The sequence below is a fragment of the Cytophagaceae bacterium genome (assembly GCA_016722655.1).
Lineage (GTDB): Bacteria > Bacteroidota > Bacteroidia > Cytophagales > Spirosomataceae > Leadbetterella.
Genome location: JADKIR010000004.1, coordinates 905,799 through 924,086 on the forward strand (window position 1 = coordinate 905,799; position 18,288 = coordinate 924,086).

Consider the following 18,288-nt stretch of genomic DNA (forward strand, 5'->3'; position numbering starts at 1 on the left):
TATCAACTTTTTTTTAAATATTCTTAAGTTATTTCAAGTACTTTAATTACTCCCTTCCCCCAGCTCCTCCGAAGTCGCAGAAATCTCAAATTTACCAGACTCGGAATGGATGATGACCATTGCCTTGCCGTTAAAAAGTGGGATGCTTTCACTGCGAAATGACTGGAAATTCTGGGGATTCCCGTTGTCAATACCTGCAATGGTGGCGTCACCTTTCAGGCTGATTTTGATTACATTGGCAGCTGTCGGGCACTCCCGACCGGCCTGGTCGGTAACGCTTAACTCAAAGAAATAATAATCTGCTTTTTCTTTCAGGGTGTTGTCTTTCGTGATTTTCACTTTTACAGGTGCAGTGGTGGTGGCGATGGTTTTTTCGGCCACACGCACCCCATTTTTATAGGCTACCACTTTGAGTTCGCCCGGTTGGTAGGTCACATTTTCCCACATCAACCTAAACCGCTCCACGGAATTGTCGGACTTAGGATTCTTGCATTTTTTGCCTTGCGATACGCCATTGACAAACAACTCGGCACAGTCACCTGAAGTATATACAAATACCGGCACGTTTTGGCCCAGTCTCTCCGGCCAGTTCCAGTGTGGCAACACATGCAGGGTGGTATCGGTGGTGTTCCAGTAGCTTTTGTATAGAAAATAGCGGTCTTTGGGCATGCCGCACAAGTCCACAATACCAAAATAGGAACTACGAGAAGATGCAGTGACCGGCAGGCCATTTTCTTTGGTCCAGTCGTTGGTATAGGGCGTTGGCTCACCCAGATAATCGATGCCAGTCCACACAAACTCGCCGGCGATGTAGGGTTCGTCTTGCTGCCACATAAAATCGTCGTCAGAAATCTCAGCCCAATACGGGGCGTTGAAGTCATAAGAACTCATCTGCAAGGCACTGGAAACCTGGGTTTTATCTTTTGGAAGCGGGAATTCATAATACCCTCTGCTGCTGATGGTTGAAGCCGACTCGCTTACTATTACGCTTTTGTTAGGTTCCATCTGCCGGGCAAGGCCATATCGCCTGCCGTAATTCCAGCTGTGAACGTCATAAAAGTCAAAATGACGTGTTTTGGTCGCAGGAAAAATATCGCAAGCCATGGTGATGGGTCGGGTGGGATCGTATTTTTTAACGTAGTTTATCATCGTTTGCAACTTGTCAAAACCTCCGTTGAGGTTGAGTTGCTGATCGGCCATCTCATTACCCACGCTCCAGATAAACACCGAAGGGTGGTTGCGGTCGCGGCGAACAAAGTTGCCAATATTGCGTTTGGCGAAAGCATCAAAATCAGTGGTGTCGGTGATATCGGCCTTGGCGTCGTATTTGTCAAAAGCCTCATTGAAAACCAAAAAACCCATGCGGTCGCAAAGCTCCAACAGCTCAGGTGCGGGTACATTATGGCTGGTACGAATGGCATTGCAACCCATGTTTTTCATAATCAAAAGCTGACGTTTGAAAACTTTTTCGTCAAAAGCCATACCCAATGGTCCCAGGTCGGCATGAAGGTTAACCCCTTTGAGCTGCACCCGCTGGTCGTTGAGAAACAGGCCGTTATCAGGCGTGATTCTGATATCTCTTATTCCGAAATCAGTCCGGGTTACATCTAAAAGTGTGTTGCCTTCGAAAATGGAAGTCTCAACTTCATACAATTCGGGGTGCTCCAGTGACCATCTTGCCGGATTGGGAAGGGTAAGTGTATTTTCGGCATTTTTACTCTGACCTGCTTTTATTTCCATCTCAACCCAGAAATCGACCCCGGTAAATTTTCCGTCTTTGTAGATTTTTTGAATGACTTTCAATTTTTTATCTGAAAGCGACTCGTTTTTTATGGCTGATCTTACCAATATATCGGCATAGTGCGGCTTCAGAATGGCGGTTTGGACCTGCGTACCCCAGATATTGGTATGTACAGGATTAAGGGCAATCAGAGTTACTTTGCGATAAATGCCCGCTCCCGGATACCATCGGCTGTCATGCTGGCGGGTATCGGCGTGTACTGACAGCAGATTTTCGCCTTTTTTCTTTAAAAATGAGGTAATATCTATATAAAATGAATTGTATCCATAGTCCCAACCCCCTGCTTTTTGTCCATTCACAAAAACCTGAGGCTGAGCCATAACGCCATCAAAAAGCAGGATGTATTTTTTCTCAGTTTCGGATGCGGGCACGTTAAATTTCAGTCTGTACCAACCCTCTCCTTTCCAGGGAAGTTTTCCCGTGTTTCCATCACCGTCTGGGATAAACGGCCCAGCGATAGCCCAGTCGTGCGGCACGGTAACTGAAGCCCATTTGGAATCGTCGAGTTTTTCGGTTTGAGCATTGACAACGGCTCCTTTTTGGAATTTCCAACCATTTTTTAGAATAGTAAGGGTGCGTTCCTGAGCTGAAACCAATCCAGAGAACAGTAGAATGATGGCGAGTGTTTTTTTCATGATATCGTTTGACCTCACCCCCGACCCCTCTCCAGAGGAGAGGGGAGTTTGGATTGGGGATTTTATTTATGGCAAAATTATATATTCACTTTTTCAAAAAAAATGAGATTGGGTGGGTTTTGGTGTGAGATTTTTTGGGGGTGGAAAATTGTAAAATATAAGAAGTGGAATATTTTCTTTTAAATGTTGGAATATTTTCCTATTTTTACGTGATTAATATTTCAGACTATGACACTTTCGATGTTAGATAAACGACAAAACGATATTATTGGGAAGATTCCTGCTATACATGATTCAACCAAATTTTTTCTTTTTGTAGCAAATAGTTCTCAAGATTCAGATTATGTAAGTATTCTAAATAAGTTATTTACTTTAAATGATAACCTTTTGGCTGATTGGCTAAATATATCCTCAAGAACATTTAGAAATTACCGCAAAAATCCTGAGCTCTCCCTTAAAGAAAACACAAAAGAGCATATTTTGGTATTGCTATCCCTTTATAAGCACGGTATTGAGACTTTCGGAAATAAAGACGATTTTGAGAAATGGCTTTCTTTACCCAATATATTGCTCGACAGCAAACCACCTGTAAGTTTTTTGGATACTATCATGGGAATCAAATTCATAGATAACCGCCTCACAGCCATCGAATATGGGGAAAATGCATAATTATGATTGTTTTTAATATCAGAAAAGCAAAATTTGCAAGGGAGTTAAGTGCATCAGGGATAGAAAACCGATGGAATAAAGAAGATGAATTTGTAATATATACTGGAAGTTCTGTTTCACTTGCGACTCTGGAAATGGTGGCACACCGCAGTGCGATAAACACGCATAGTGACTATAAATTGCTCAATATCAAACTTGAAATAGATGAAAAGTTTGATGTTACTAAAGTCAATCCCGAAGATTTGCACAAAAACTGGAGATCGATAAATGCATATCCCTTACTACAAGAAATAGGCTCAGAATGGTACCGAAGTAAAAAAAGCCTTATTCTAAAAGTCCCTTCAGCACTAGTGCCTAGGGAGTATAATTTCCTGATTAATACCCACCACCCGGATTTCGAAAAGAAAGTGACCCTCCTGCAGTCCGAAGATTTTGAATGGGATGGGAGATTGCTTTGACACAAGAATTTCGCAGCAGTGATTGAGCTATTGTTGGAGCTCCTTTTTTTTGAAGCGATAGCTTAAAAAAAGAGCGACTAGCGAAAGCACGCCCGGCTGCCAAAAAAAATTAAGCCAAACTACTAATGATTAGCATTTGGCTTAATATTACCATAATTTTTAATTCTCACCTCCCCCCCGGCGGGCAATGTTCTTTCAGATATTTTGTGAAAAGCGTATTGAGATGCCTGCGGGTGCCTTCGCCTTCAAAAATTCCGTGGCTACGGTTAGGATAAGGCATAAACTGAAACTGCTTGTTGTATTTAATCAACTCATTGACAAGCATTTCGGCGTTCTGGTAGTGTACATTGTCGTCACCGGTACCATGGATATACAGCAGGTTACCTTCAAGATTTTTGGCGTGAGTCACTGGTGAGCCTTCCACAAATCCGGTCAGGTCGCCGGGAGGCACTCCCATGTAGCGTTCCTGATAGATATTGTCATAGGTCAGCTGGTTGCCCACTGCTGCTACCGCTATGCCTGTTTGATAAACTTTGGGATATTTAAAAAGCAGATTGAGTGTAGAGCTACCTCCACCGCTCCAGCCATGTACAGCTATGCGTTCCTGATCGATGAAAGGGTATTTGGCAAACAAAGCCTGAGCCCCTTCCGCCTGATCTTTGATATTGACGATTCCGATATTGCGATAGATGGCTTTCCGCCATGCGGCTCCTTTAGGTGCTGGTGAGCCACGGCCATCAATAGAGACATAGATATAACCATCTTCTGCCATATTGCCCATATAGAGGCTATTTTTCCCTGCTGACCAATTGTCTTTCGAGGTCATAGCTGCAGGCTCACCATAAACCATAAATACGGTGGCGTATTTTTTATTAGGATCAAAGTTTTTGGGCAATGCCATCCAGCCTTCCATCGGGATACCGCTGACTGTTACCACTTCCACCATTTTTACATTCGAAGCTGCTTTTTTAGCAGGGTCAATTTTGGTATCCACCCCTTTTGAAGGGTCGAGAGGCTTATGGTCAGGCAAGGTAATCCACTCGGTACTGTTTGGTGTATAATAATTGCTGAACCGATGCTGGGCATATTTGAAATTGTCGGAAAGTGTATAGCTATGTGATCCCTCCTGATTCATTGGCGATATTCTCACGGCTTCTCCGGGGGTTTTTACCGATATTTTATAAAGATAAAGCTGGCGGCTATCTGAGGGCGAAGCTGTATAGTAAAGCAAATCGGCCTCCTGGTCATATCCTAGGGGGTCAACCACGTCATAGTTTCCTTTGGTCACCAAAGTCTCGTTTTTACCATCTTTTGAGATTTTGTATACATGATTCCAGCCGTCTTTTTCGGTTACCCACAAAAACTCATTGCCACCTTTAATCCATTCCCAGCCGGCAGGCTGATCTTCATGCCAGGTGATGCGTACATCGACCCATGCATTGGGGTCTGATTCTTCATATATTTTAGTCGCTGATCCGGTTTTACTGTCAGCATAAAATAATTTTGAAACCTGCTGTTTGCGGTCAAGTTGTTGCACCATGATTTTACCCGCTTCTACCCATTCCATACGAGGAATGTAATGTTGCTTGCTATCTCCCGGCACATCCATCCACTTGGTTTTGGCGGTTTTTACATCCACCACTCCAATTCTGCAAGATGAAGGATCCTGACCTACTTTAGGATATTCCAAAGGAATCACTTTAGCATAAATGTCGTCAGTATTGTTGATCATATTGAAATACTTGATTCCCGAAGCGTCCAATTGCCAATAAGCTATCTGTTTGCTGTCCGGCGACCAACGGAAACCATCGTAAATGCCAAATTCCTCTTCATAAGCCCAGTCAAAGGTGCCGTTAATGAGTTTTGGGTTGCCGTCGGTCTTGGTCAAAGCTTTTATTGTACCCGTTTTCAGATCCTCCACATAGATATTACGGTTGCTCACATAGGCTGCTTTGCTGCCATCGGGTGATATTTTGGCAAACATCGTGGTTGATGCCGGCATTGTTGCTCCGATTCTTTGAAGTTTTTGTGCCGGAAGGTCATACACATAGTAGTCGCCTTTGGTATTGTATCGCCAAACTCTGCTGGTATTGGCAAAAATCACAAGTTTCTTTTCGTCGGGAGTAAATTTAAAATTATCAATATCCAAAGGTTGGCCATTGAATGCGAGTTTATTGGCATCAATAATTGTTTCTGAAGCTTTGGTTTCAAGATTCGTTTTTACCAACGCCCCACTTTTTAGTTCAAAATAACTTTTGCCGTCATTGGCCCAGTGTGTAGGTTGTGCAAAAGAAATTTCACAAACAAAATACAGGATAAGAATGATGAGAAGTTTTTTCATATTTAGAAAATTACGGTTTAGGCAAAAATAATCTATTTTTTTTCAACAAAATTAATCAAAGTGCCTTTATTGCTCTCAAAAGTAAAATCTTGCAGACTTTTACTTTCATATTTTTGCCAATCACCCACTATAACGAGTTTCATTTTGAAATTGCTGAATTTCTGTAAAATTTCACCGGCCAATTTTGTTTTCAAATCAAAAAAATCGTGGCATATATTCTGTTCCTCCAAAATGATTTTGTCAAAACCCTGGTAATAAAAGTCCCCTAATAACTGCGTGGCATCGTCGAGATTATTAATCAAAATAGCTTCAGATTTTATTTTTGCCACTCTTATTTCGCCCTCTATTTGTTCGATTATTTCCATTTAAAAATCAAATTATTCCACCAATTGCCGGATCAGTGAAACTTTCTTTTCCCGTATCTACATGACCTGCGTACCGCACTTCAAATCCCTGAAATTCATCGGCTGTGACAGAAAAAACGGAGAAATTACTGTCTATTTTACAAAAACATAATGTGGAATGGAACTGTGTGATATCTTTTACTACTTGTTTTTTTGAAAATTCCATTAAGGTAAATAAAATCAGCATTTGACCTTTCTAATCAAGATTTCTTCATTTTTTAAATTATAATCCAGCGTTTTATGGTCCTCATAATTCAGTACCCCTCCTTCTTCTCTTACTTTTTCCAGCAGTGAAAAATCAAACTCCTGGAAGTGCCAAAGCGGTTTTTGATGTTCTGAAACAGAAAAGATACCTTCCTCGGGTAAACCCAAATCGGGCGTAGAATAGGCCCCACAATAGCCATAGTTATAATCGGCGGCAGGAGTCCAAAGTGCCTCACCGGTCGTCTGTGAAACCAAGGTGTAACATTGATTTTCCAATGCCCGTGCTCGTGCCCCTACATGTACACGGGTGGCTCCTCGGATGGTTTCGGTGCAGCTGGGATGCAGTATTAGTTGAGCCCCATTTTGTGCCAGATGATATGATCCGACAGCAAACTCACCATCGTAACAAATCTGAATCCCGAAACTCCCCTTTTCAGTTTCAAAAACTGTAAGAATTTTCTCTGAGGAGCTCACGCTCCATTCATTTTTTTCAAAAGGCGTCATAAAAAATTTATCCTGGTATCCCGCCAAACCTTTTGGGGTAAAGACCCATGCCCTGTTGATAATCTTGCTTGAAACCTCCAGCGGAAAACTCGGAGCAACTATCAAAACATCGTATTTCTTGGCCAATTCGGTGTACCAATTCTGAAAACCCTCCACTAAAATCTGCATTTCTCTAATCTGCCGGTAGGCATCGCTCTGTATTGCTTTTGGGAGCAAACTCACCAACTCTATGGACCCATATTCGGGAAAGACCAGCCAGTCGGCTTTTTTAGAGGCCGCCCTTTTCACCCAACCTTCCACATATTCCTGCCAGGCTTCCCATGAGGTATGATAGGCAATTGGGTAAGCCGCCGCTGCTACTTTTGTCATAATTTTTTCATCCAATATACCATCGTCTTGGGGCTGGAAACCTGCTCGTCGATGTCTTGCCACTCAAACCAACTCTTCAAATTTTCCTGCTTTTCATAGCCTCTCTCCTTCCAAAATTCATCCAATGGCACATAATCTTTTGGTCTTAAAGGGTGATTCTCAGGCCTAACGACGCCGCAAAAACATGTAAACTCAAATGTATTAAAAGAACGGGCATGAGCCTCTCTTTCCTCAAAAAATCGCTTCCCAAGCCCTCTTCCCCGGTATTGGGGCAATAAAATGCTTTCACCAAAATAAAAAATATTTTCCTTGTTCAAGCCGGCTATATCAAAAGCCTCATGTACTTCTTCACTCTCATCCATCAAGGGAATACAGGTTGTAGCCCCCACCATTTTGCCATCCTCCCACACCGAAAACAAAAACGATTTTTCCGAGGCCGTATATACTTTCAGATATTCCTTTTCATACTCCAGGCTGCCTTCATACAAATACGGAAACGCCCGAAACACCGCTATCCGAAGCCTCCCAAGCTCCTCTATCACACTTTCGATTTCTTTTCCTATGAATGTTTTAAAAATCATATATTCAGGAGGTAGGCTATTGGCTGTAAGCCCATTCAATTAACACATTATCACATTAATAATTAGCACATTACCCCAACACCATCTTCTCCCACAGCGGCAAATTGTAGTAGGTCGTCACCCTGCTGATTTTTCCATCTTTCACATCCAGGAAAGCCCCCGCCGGAAGTACATATTTTTGACCGGTAGCCTCAGGCAGGCCTTCGTCGGAACTTTTATAAGTGCCATTGACTACAAACTCTACAGCCACTCTTTGGTCAGTAGGTTCAGCAAAAAACACCATTTCAGTCAGTGTCTCATCATAGCAACGATCCATGTGGGCCAAAAACTCCCTGAAAAGCTCCTTCCCCACTCTGCTGTCGCCCTGATTGGCATCATGCCGGATATCCTCACTCAGCAAGTCAAGCATGCCCTGCCAGTTTTTGTCATTAAAATTCTGATAATACGCTTTTACGATTTCTACTGAAGTCATTTGTTTTTATTTTTTAAATCAATAATTCCCATAAAGGAAGTAATTCATAAATATTGCAGATTAAAAAAATAAACCTAAACCCAACCCAATTAAAATTGAATTTTCCAAATCCCAGTAGCTATTTTGCTTAAATGTTCTTGCCTTGCTTTTACACTCTTGGGATTCCATGAATTATAATCAATAGTATTAGTAATCTGATATTTACTTGAAGAAAACACTTCCTTTTTTTCTTCAAATCCTTTATCTGAAGCGTCTTTATTGTTTTTTGACATTTCTAATAACGTCAAATTTCCTAAAAGGTAAACATTTTTATAAAATTCATCTTCGCTAAATTCTTCTTGCCATGCTTCTGAATAACTTTCTGGAAGAATATGCTCAATTGTACCATTATCCAATTCAAAATCAAAGTTATGCCCTCCCGAAATTTGACTTTCAAGTTTATATAAGATGTATCTTAAGATTTTTTTTTCAGTTGAGTTATTTGTAATAAACTGTTTAAATGAAAAATTATATCTAAAATTTTCATCATCTACATAAATTGCTTTCAAATCATTCAGAACACTTTTCAAATTTGGATTTTCGGAAAAGTAAAGATTTATCGAGGCTTTACTATAAACTTTTTCCATTTCATTCGTTTGCAATTTTGATATTACACTATATCTAAATGAAATTGTTACAATTGAATTAATGAGTCGCTTTACTGATGATTCGTCAAATTTTTTCAGAGCAACCATCAAAAGAGGCTTCCATTGTGTAACTTTAAAAGCCTTAAGGATAGTTATATTACTTTTGTTTTCTTTATCCAAACTCCATAATTCGTCATCTGGAGAACTAAGGGCAACATAATAATACGCATTAGACTCAAGCTCTTCCAATAATTTGAACACATCCTCTCCACTTCTTACAAAACTTTTTATTTCTTTAAATAAATATTCTTTTGTAATTTGTTTTCTAGTTCCTAAAAGAAAATACCTTAGAAAATTGGGGAATTCTTTTAATCCAATTGTGTCAATTATTTTTTTCCATTGATGCTTTATTTGTTTTAAATCTGAGTTACTTTTCGCAACTAATGAAAAAAGATAATTTTTCAATAAATCTGTTGAAGTAAGTTCCACTCCACGAGAATTTAAAGTTTCGAAGACAGTATATGCATTTAATTCATCCTTTACTGTGATTTGGATAAACATCATCAATTCACCAGCGATATTATTGATAAAGGACGCCAATTTCGACCCATCTTCATCTTTAAATTTATTCTTAATTTTTTCTTGAAAAAATAAATAACCTTCCCAAAGTAGTTTTTCAGAGTCTGACAATTTTTTTACATTTATAGGCTCTTTGAATGCAATTAATCTTGTCTGGAAAAAACCATCATTATTTTCATTTAAAAACAATTTACTTGAATATGTTAAAGAACTCGGATCCTTTTGTCCAATATATTGACGCATTAGAATTTCCTTTCTTTCAAAATTTTCGTCAACATTATTTTTTCCGTTTTCCGCAATTTTACTTATGGCATCGATTACGGCTAATGTTAATAAGGACAAAGTGGTAAATCTTTGTTGCCCATCTATTATAGAAAATTCTTTCCCATTTGAACTCTGAAGCACAACTGATCCCATGTAGTGCGGGCTATTGTTCTTTTCAGCGATTTCAATATCATTCCATAAATCTTCCCAATTGTCTAATTCCCAAGAATAATCTCTTTGAAATTGAGGAACTTTATAAATTTTACCATTTCCTAAAATGTCATTGAAGGATACGGTTTTAGTATCTAATAAATGTCCTGTTCCCATTTGGTTTTTTTAATTTCAAAAATAACAATTTCTCTTCACCCCGCCCAACTTTCTCTGTCCAGACTTCTGTATTGGATCGCTTCCGCAAGGTGCTCGATTCTGATTTCTTCGGTACCGGCCAGGTCGGCGATGGTGCGGGAAACCTTCAAAATGCGGTCATAAGCCCGTGCTGAAAGCCCCAGCCTTTCCATGGCTTTTTTGAGCAAAGCACGTCCGGCATCTCCAATTTCACAGATATTTTTTACCATTTCGGCAGGCATCATGGCATTGGAATGTATCTCCGGGAATTCCTTGAACCTATCAATCTGTATCTCTCTGGCTTTTACTACTCTTTCTCTTATTTCTCCGGATGATTCATTTTTTCGGGTGCTGGATATCTCATCAAAGCTCACCGGAGTCACCTCTACGTGCAGGTCAATGCGGTCGAGCAAGGGTCCCGAGATCTTATTCAGATATTTTTCTACCGCTCCGGGCGGACAAGTACAGTCTTTCTCCGGGTGATTATAATACCCACATGGACAGGGGTTCATACTCGCTATCAACATAAAACTACTTGGAAACTCCACCGCCAAACGCGTTCTGGATATCACCACTTTCCGCTCTTCCAGCGGTTGTCGCATCACTTCCAGCACGGTACGTTTAAATTCGGGCAATTCATCAAGGAAAAGCACCCCATTATGTGCCAACGAAATCTCGCCCGGCTGAGGAAAACTACCACCACCCACCAATGCCGCATCAGAAATGGTATGATGGGGATTTCGAAATGGCCTGCGGGCAATCAAAGAAGAATTGGTATCCAGCTTTCCTGCAACGGAATGTATCTTGGTGGTTTCGAGAGCCTCCGAAAGCGTCAAAGGTGGCAAAATAGAAGGCAGCCGTTTTGCAAGCATGGTTTTACCGGCACCGGGAGGGCCAATCATGATGGCATTATGCCCACCGGCAGCGGCAATCTCCAGTGCCCGTTTGATATTTTCCTGGCCTTGCACATGCGAAAAATCGGCCTCGTATTCGTTGAGGGTGTGATAAAATATGTCGCGGGTATCGGTAACCAACGGTTTAATGTCAATTTCGCCGGTCAAAAAATCAACTGCTTCCTGCAAGGTTTCTACGCCAATCACATCCAGATTATTGACGATTGAAGCCTCCAATGCATTTTCTTTGGGTAAAATAAATCCTTTCAGTTTATTGGTCCGGGCTTCTATCGCAATAGGAAGTACCCCTTTGATAGGTCTGAGTTTTCCGTCCAAAGCCAACTCACCCAAAATCACATATTCTTTGATTTCCTTTTCATAAATCAGGTTTCCACCTGATGAAAGCAGACAAATCGCAATGGGTAAATCATAGGCCGAACCTTCTTTTCTGATATCTGCCGGGGCCAGATTCACAATCGTTTTGTAGCGTGAAACTTCATAACCGCCATTTTTCAGAGCGGCATCAATTCTTTGCAGACTTTCTCTTACGGCATTGTCGGGCAGCCCGACCACACTCAGACCAAAACCGCCTTTCAAAACACTCACTTCAACTGTAATGAGCGTGGCACTCACCCCATAAACTGCGGCACCATTTGTAGTGGATAACATATCAATTTTAAATTTTTATTATTCTTCCCAATGCCAGTCCTTGCCTATGACCAGCTCTTTTTTAAGGTCTTGTTTGATCAGAAAATCCCTGGTTTCTTCACTGTTACGAAACTTCACCGGCAACTCATCCATATTGGCCAGTGCATAGAGCATCATGGCCGTAAACCTCACATTGTTGTTAATCTGATCTTTGTCTATGAGGTCTATTCGGTCACAATTGGCATGGTAGCAACCATAAGCTTTCACCGGAAAACTACCCGATGGATTACACACCGGAACCCCTTTCAACATAAACGGCTGATGGTCGCTGTGCAATCCTGCCCGGTTATGATTCATGTTTTTGTAAGAGGCATCTATTTTTTGAATATAGGCTCCCAGTTCTTCCAGTTTTAAATTTAGGGCATCATTTCCCGAAGCATTAAAACCCATTGTATTATTTACCATATCAAGGTTCATCATCAATTTAACATTATTGATTTCACCGGTTTCAACATATTTGTTGGCCATCGATTTTGAGCCCAAAAGTCCCTGCTCTTCGCCCATAAACATCACAAATTCTATTGAGCGTTTGGTTTTCAATTTCAATGCTTTAAAAACTCTTGCAATATCAAGTACCGAAAACGACCCTATTCCGTTGTCCATAGCACCTGTGGCCAGGTCCCAGGAGTCAAGGTGACCACCAATTACGATTTTTTCTGTTTTTAGTTTTTTAGAAGACCCCAAATGGGTAGCCACTACGTTTCTGGCATTGATAGGCCTGCTGTAATTTAGCATGTCAATTACGGCCAAAATATTGTGCTCATCTTTTATCCACCTTCTCATACTTTTTCCTGTCTCTTTCGAAACACATACGGCAGGAATCGGAATAAGGTCACCAGTAACTGAGGCCGTTCCGGTAAGCAAAACCTCACCGTCAACCGAATTGGCTATGATTACTCCCACCGCACCAAATTTTATGGCCAGAGCCGTTTTTTCTGAACGGTGCAGATTTTTTTGTCCTTTATTTACTTCTTTCTGAATATTTATATTCATTAAGGCCACTTTCCCATTTAATTCTCCCTTTACTTTTTCAAAATCAGACTCAAGGCCATCACCACAATCCACAATTTTGGCCGTAATATGGGATGAGACCGGCGAATGAGCCAGAGCTACCACCGGAAAATCAACAAAATTGTCGCTTTCTTCGGGTACTAAGGAAAGACTCACGGTATCTCGTGACCATGAATCCACTTGAAATGGCATGTATCTGGTGCTGGCATACCCATATTTCTTTAAAAGATTAAAGGCATATTCTTCAGCTTTTTTCCCATTGCTACTCCCGGTTAGCCTGTGGCCAATGGTATTTGTGGCATATTTTAGGGTTTCATAAGATTGCCCATTTTCTAATACGTCTTTATTTATTCTAAAAAAAGTATTTAACATTTCATCTTTTTCAGGTGAAAATGCCGTTATTACCAATACAATTGCGAAAATTAATATTCTTAATTTACTCATTTAGGGTTTGATGTGAGTTTTATTTAGTAAATATTCAATTTTAAAAGTGTAAAAATAAAATTTCTTAGGTTTTTTTTTATTCAATTCTCAATTACTTATCTGTATGAAAAAAATTATACTGCTACTTTTGCATTTTACAGTAACCAATTTCTCAATGGCTCAAAAAATATCCAATAAAGGAATAACTGCCCCGGTGGCAACAAAAATACCTCATATTATCACAACACATAACCACTCCCGTACCGACAATTATTATTGGTTAAACCAAAGAGAGGATCCTGAGGTAATAAAATATCTCACTGCCGAAAACCAATACCTTGAAGACGTAATGAAGCCCATTTCAGCTCAGAAGGATGCTCTTTTTGAAGAAATGAAAGGCCGAATCAAAGAAAAAGATGAATCGGTTCCATATAAAGACGGCAGTTATTTTTATTATTCAAAATATGTTGAGGGAGGAGAATATCCCGTTTTTTGCAGAAAAAAAAGTAACCTTGATGCAGCCGAGGAAATAATTTTGGATGGCAATTTGTTGGGCCAGGGTAAAGAATATTTTCAGATTGGCGGTTTTGAAATATCTGACAATGAAGAGATTATGGCTTATGGGATAGATACTATCAGCCGCAGAAACTATGACCTGATTTTTAAAAATCTTAAAACTGGCGAACTTTACCCCGAAACAATAAAAAATACAGAAGGGGGCAGCTATGCCTGGGGTGCCGACAATAAAACTATTTTTTATATCATCAGAGACCAGCAAACGCTCCTGGGAAACAAAATTTTCCGGCATATTTTAGGCACAGACCCCGGTTCTGACCAATTGGTTTATGAAGAAAAAGACAATCAGTTTTATACTGGTTTGTACCGGATGAAATCAAAAAAATACGTGGCAATTATCTCGGAGCAAAACGGCGTAGCTACTGAATATCAGCTATTAGAAGCATCTAAGCCTATGGGCAATTTCAAGACATTTTTGCCAAGAAAAAATGGCCATGAGTATTATGTTGAACATTTTGAAAATAGATTTTTTGTAAAAACTAACCTCAACAAAGCCATTAATTTTAAATTGGTTGAAGTAGATGAAAAAAACGCGGCAAATACTAAATTTTGGAAAGAAAAAATTGCCCATCGAAAAGATGTCTTACTAGAAGGCTTAGAAGTATTCAAAAACCATCTGGTGATTCAGGAAAGAAAAGAAGGCTTGATTAAACTCAGAATAATTAATCAAAAAAATAATTCCGAACATTATGTTGATTTTGGAGAGCCAACCTATGATGCTTACATAGGAACCAATCCCGACTTTAATACCGAATTGCTTCGATTTGGATACAATTCACTCACTACTCCCTCCTCGACATTTGATTATAACATGGATAATCAGGAAAAAACTTTGAAAAAAGAACAGGAGATTTTGGGAGGTTTCGACAAAAACAATTATAAATCAGAAAGGTTGTACATCAAATCACGGGATGGAGTTAATATTCCGGTTTCGCTGGTTTATCATAAAAATACTAAAATTGATGGCACTCCACCACTTCTTCAATATTCTTATGGTTCTTATGGATATACTACCGATGCATCGTTTAGCTCTAGTCGGTTAAGCTTACTGGATCGTGGTTTTATTTTTGCCATTAGCCATATTAGGGGTGGACAGGAAATGGGTCGTCAATGGTACGAGGATGGTAAAATGTTTAAAAAAATCAATACTTTTAATGATTTTGTAGATTGTTCAAGAGGCTTGATTGAAAAAAAATATACGAGCACAGATGGTCTTTTTGCAATGGGCGGCAGTGCAGGCGGCTTACTTATGGGAGCCATCATAAATCAGGCTCCGAAACTTTACAAAGGTGTAGTTGCCGCAGTGCCTTTTGTTGATGTAGTAACCACTATGCTAGATGAGTCAATTCCACTGACTACAGGTGAATTTGAAGAATGGGGCAATCCGAAAAATAAAGATTCTTACGAATACATGCTATCATATTCACCTTATGATCAGGTAGAAAGGAAAAATTACCCTAACCTTTTAGTGACCGCAGGGCTACACGACAGTCAGGTACAATATTGGGAGCCGGCAAAATGGGTTGCGAAATTGAGAGATTATAAAACAGATAAAAATATTTTGATTTTACATACAAATATGAGTGCCGGTCATGGTGGTGCATCTGGCAGATTTTCAGCGTTAAAAGAAACCGCATTAAATTTCAGTTTCATATTGGAATTGGCTAAAAAATTGTAGTATAAGATTAAATTTCGCTTAAATTGTTTTAAATTTATGCTAAATAGCATATTTTTGTCTCTATATACGTGCAATAAATTTGTCAATTACGAATTTTTTTCGTAATTTCATTAAGTAAATTAATCATTCAATAAAATGAAGAAGTTATTATTTATTCTATTTACCTTCTTTGCTTTTGGATCCATAACAACCAAAGCACAAGATTCTTGTTCGGTTTGTAAGCCATATCCCTGGGAAATTGGGGCTTTGGTTGGTGTTAACCAATATTTTGGTGATATGCACTGCAGCGAACCGTATTCATCTCAAAATAATTTAATGGGAGGTTTGTTTCTCAGAAAACACATCAATGATTTTTTCACTATCAGACCTCAGGTGCTTGTTGGAAAATTGGAAGGTCGCGATCTGGACAATCCAAATGGCTTGTGGGACTATAGAAGATTAAAATTTTCTTCAACTCCTTTTATTGAAGCTGCCGTTCTGGGCGAATACTACCCTTTTAGAGAAAGAAGATTTACTTGCGATGGTTTTATGAAAAAAACTATCTCCCCCTATTTATTTGGAGGTTTAGGAGCTACCTACAGCAACCCTACGGTATATCAGGAAGCAGGAGCCACATTTCCTGTCAGAGCTTCTGATCTTAATGCAGACATTGCCAAAATGGATAAATTCAGCAACCGTATAGCTGCTGTAATTCCTGTAGGTTTAGGTTTTAAATATAATGCTTCAAGAAGAGTAACTTTAGGTGCAGAGGCAGGTTATAGGTTCTCAACTTCTGACTACCTCGATGGCCTTAGCCTTGCGGGTAATTCGGGTCGTAAAGACGGTTATTTTTTGGCCAATGTACTTGGTTCATACAGATTCGGAGATAAAGATTCAGATAAAGACGGAGTTGTTGACAAATGTGATGTTTGTACCAACGAAGCCGGCTTACCCAAATTTCAGGGCTGCCCTGATACCGATGGCGACGGCGTTCCTGATAAAGATGACGAATGCCCTACTGTGGTTGGCCCTTTTGGTCTAAAAGGTTGTCCTGACTCTGACGGTGACGGCATAGCCGACAAAAACGATGCTTGTCCTACAGTAGTGGGTAGTGCTTTGCTTAATGGCTGCCCCGACAGAGACCATGACGGCGTAGCCGACAAAGACGACGCTTGTCCTGATGTAGCCGGTATAAAAGAACTAAAAGGTTGCCCTGATACCGACGGTGATGGTATTGCCGACCAGGACGACGCTTGCCCTAATATGGCCGGTCCTGCTTCTCTTAACGGTTGTCCTGACACCGATGGTGACGGTATTGCCGATGCCAACGACGATTGTCTAAATGTCAAAGGTTTGGCCTCAGCCAATGGTTGCCCTGATTCAGATGGTGACGGTGTGCCTGATAATAAAGACAAATGCCCGTCTGTTGCCGGTTTAATGAGCAACGGTGGTTGTCCTGAAGGCTATGTAAACGGACTGGCTCCTATGAGAGGATTTAAGTCTTCAAGTGGCTGCGTTATTACCAGTGATGAATTAAGCAAATTGAGTTTTGTTTCGCAAAGTATAGAATTCTATCCCGGTACCAACAAAATCAAACCAACATCCTTTAAAGCTCTTCAGCAAGTATGCGATGTATTGGGAAGATGTAAAGATGCACAGTTGACTATAAACACTTATAACGATGGTGGCAACGATGCTCAAAATGTGAGACTCGCCAAATTAAGAGCTTGTGCTGTGTATTCATATTTTATGAAAAAGAAATGTATTTCCAAATCAAGAATGATTTATAATGGATTTGGCGACGAAGACCCTAATAGTTTTTACACCACTCCAAACGGTGTAAAATCAGGTTCAAGAACTGAATTCCTTCTTAAATAATTGATTTTTAAAGAATCTAAAAAAGCGGTCAAATGACCGCTTTTTTTATGAATAATGGTTTTAAAAAATCTTTAATATCTGAAATCTAATCAATTATTGAATTTTTTTAATTTATAGCCTAGAACTATTTCCCAAACACCTCTTTTATTCTGGCCTCACTTTCAAGTCTTTCTTTAAGTTCTTTTTTCCCATATTTAAACCAAAGGAATATCAATACACCAATAGATAGATAAGGTATTATTAAAAGATATAAAATACCAAAATTTAAACCGGTGCCGATTACACCTCTACCTTCGCTAAGATTACTTTCAACCGTGGCACGACACATTGCACATTGAGCATAAGAATTCAATTGTAGCAAAAGAAAAAACACAAAAAACAACCATTTTTTCATATACCGTAAAGAAAAAAATCTGGCTAATATTTTAAAAATTATAATAAGGTGAAATCATAAGGTAAGCAATTACTCCGCTTACAGAAACATACAACCAAATAGGGAATGCAATTTTTACAATTTTCCTATGTTTTGAATCCATCCTAAACCAACCAAAGTAATAAGCCCTCAATACGAAAGGTAAAACCAACAGAGAAGCAAGTATATGAGAAATTAAAACAAAATAATATATATATCTCACTATACCCTCACCACCAAAGGGCGTTGAAGGATTGCTAATATGATATAATACATAAAATACCAGAAATAAGCCACCAAATGAGAACGCTAGAGAAAGAAATAGCTTGTGTAAAACAACTTCCCCTCTTTTAATAAAATAAAGCCCTATAAGTAAAAAAATGGCGGTCAAAGAATTAATTATAGCATTTAGAAACGGCAGTTCTTTCGTCCAGTCACCAAATTCCAGTTTAGTTCTGATTCCCAGCATTACAGCCAC

General features: G+C 39.6%; 16 protein-coding genes. 4 read left to right on the forward strand and 12 right to left on the reverse strand.

The window, feature by feature from the left end; genetic code table 11:
* Window positions 1-42: 42 nt before the first annotated feature.
* Window positions 43-2,436, reverse strand: coding sequence for a DUF4982 domain-containing protein (locus tag IPP61_04575; protein MBL0324444.1), 2,394 nt, complete (start codon window positions 2,434-2,436; stop codon window positions 43-45).
* Window positions 2,437-2,676: 240 nt separating this feature from the next.
* Here IPP61_04575 and IPP61_04580 point away from each other — a divergent pair, with 240 nt between their 5' ends.
* Together IPP61_04580 and IPP61_04585 are read left to right on the forward strand one after the other, a co-directional pair.
* Entirely contained in the window at window positions 2,677-3,105 is a 429-nt protein-coding gene (locus IPP61_04580; GenBank protein ID MBL0324445.1) for a DUF2384 domain-containing protein, read from the forward strand.
* Window positions 3,106-3,107: 2 nt separating this feature from the next.
* Window positions 3,108-3,563, forward strand: a complete 456-nt coding sequence (locus tag IPP61_04585) for an RES family NAD+ phosphorylase (protein ID MBL0324446.1) — start codon at window positions 3,108-3,110, stop codon at window positions 3,561-3,563.
* Between the two features lie 166 nt (window positions 3,564-3,729).
* Here IPP61_04585 and IPP61_04590 read toward each other — a convergent pair whose 3' ends face one another.
* From IPP61_04590 to IPP61_04630, 9 genes are all read right to left on the reverse strand, one after another.
* Window positions 3,730-5,904, reverse strand: a complete 2,175-nt coding sequence (locus IPP61_04590; protein MBL0324447.1) for a S9 family peptidase — start codon at window positions 5,902-5,904, stop codon at window positions 3,730-3,732.
* Between the two features lie 32 nt (window positions 5,905-5,936).
* Window positions 5,937-6,269 (reverse strand): DUF4180 domain-containing protein, encoded by a 333-nt coding sequence (locus IPP61_04595; GenBank protein ID MBL0324448.1) that lies wholly within the window; start codon window positions 6,267-6,269, stop codon window positions 5,937-5,939.
* 7 nt (window positions 6,270-6,276) lie between these two features.
* Window positions 6,277-6,474 carry a hypothetical protein gene (locus IPP61_04600; GenBank protein ID MBL0324449.1) on the reverse strand — a complete coding sequence of 66 codons (198 nt, stop codon included), beginning with the start codon at window positions 6,472-6,474 and terminating at the stop codon, window positions 6,277-6,279.
* Window positions 6,475-6,488: 14 nt separating this feature from the next.
* On the reverse strand, window positions 6,489-7,388 hold the full coding sequence (locus IPP61_04605; protein ID MBL0324450.1) for a carbon-nitrogen hydrolase family protein: 900 nt from the start codon (window positions 7,386-7,388) through the stop codon (window positions 6,489-6,491).
* Window positions 7,382-7,966, reverse strand: a complete 585-nt coding sequence (locus tag IPP61_04610; protein ID MBL0324451.1) for a GNAT family N-acetyltransferase — start codon at window positions 7,964-7,966, stop codon at window positions 7,382-7,384. Before IPP61_04610 ends, IPP61_04605 begins: the two co-directional genes overlap by 7 nt.
* 70 nt (window positions 7,967-8,036) lie before the next feature.
* Entirely contained in the window at window positions 8,037-8,438 is a 402-nt protein-coding gene (locus IPP61_04615) for a nuclear transport factor 2 family protein (protein ID MBL0324452.1), read from the reverse strand.
* Between the two features lie 89 nt (window positions 8,439-8,527).
* Window positions 8,528-10,234 carry a DUF262 domain-containing protein gene (locus IPP61_04620; GenBank protein MBL0324453.1) on the reverse strand — a complete coding sequence of 569 codons (1,707 nt, stop codon included), beginning with the start codon at window positions 10,232-10,234 and terminating at the stop codon, window positions 8,528-8,530.
* 35 nt (window positions 10,235-10,269) lie between these two features.
* The gene (locus IPP61_04625) at window positions 10,270-11,814 is read right to left on the reverse strand and encodes a YifB family Mg chelatase-like AAA ATPase (protein ID MBL0324454.1); all 1,545 of its coding nucleotides are present in this window, start codon (window positions 11,812-11,814) and stop codon (window positions 10,270-10,272) included.
* A gap of 18 nt (window positions 11,815-11,832) precedes the next feature.
* Complete coding sequence (locus IPP61_04630; GenBank protein ID MBL0324455.1) at window positions 11,833-13,308, reverse strand: M28 family peptidase; 1,476 nt, start codon at window positions 13,306-13,308, stop codon at window positions 11,833-11,835.
* 154 nt (window positions 13,309-13,462) lie between these two features.
* Between IPP61_04630 and IPP61_04635 the strand changes: the two genes are divergently transcribed.
* Both IPP61_04635 and IPP61_04640 read left to right on the forward strand, forming a co-directional pair.
* On the forward strand, window positions 13,463-15,541 hold the full coding sequence (locus IPP61_04635; GenBank protein MBL0324456.1) for a S9 family peptidase: 2,079 nt from the start codon (window positions 13,463-13,465) through the stop codon (window positions 15,539-15,541).
* A gap of 135 nt (window positions 15,542-15,676) precedes the next feature.
* The gene (locus tag IPP61_04640) at window positions 15,677-17,398 is read left to right on the forward strand and encodes a thrombospondin type 3 repeat-containing protein (protein MBL0324457.1); all 1,722 of its coding nucleotides are present in this window, start codon (window positions 15,677-15,679) and stop codon (window positions 17,396-17,398) included.
* Between the two features lie 124 nt (window positions 17,399-17,522).
* Here the strand turns inward: IPP61_04640 and IPP61_04645 are convergent, their stop codons facing one another.
* Both IPP61_04645 and IPP61_04650 read right to left on the reverse strand, forming a co-directional pair.
* Window positions 17,523-17,792: a hypothetical protein gene (locus IPP61_04645; protein ID MBL0324458.1), complete on the reverse strand. Its 270-nt coding sequence runs from the start codon at window positions 17,790-17,792 to the stop codon at window positions 17,523-17,525.
* 31 nt (window positions 17,793-17,823) lie between these two features.
* Window positions 17,824-18,279: a DUF420 domain-containing protein gene (locus tag IPP61_04650; GenBank protein MBL0324459.1), complete on the reverse strand. Its 456-nt coding sequence runs from the start codon at window positions 18,277-18,279 to the stop codon at window positions 17,824-17,826.
* Between the last annotated feature and the right edge of the window lie 9 nt (window positions 18,280-18,288).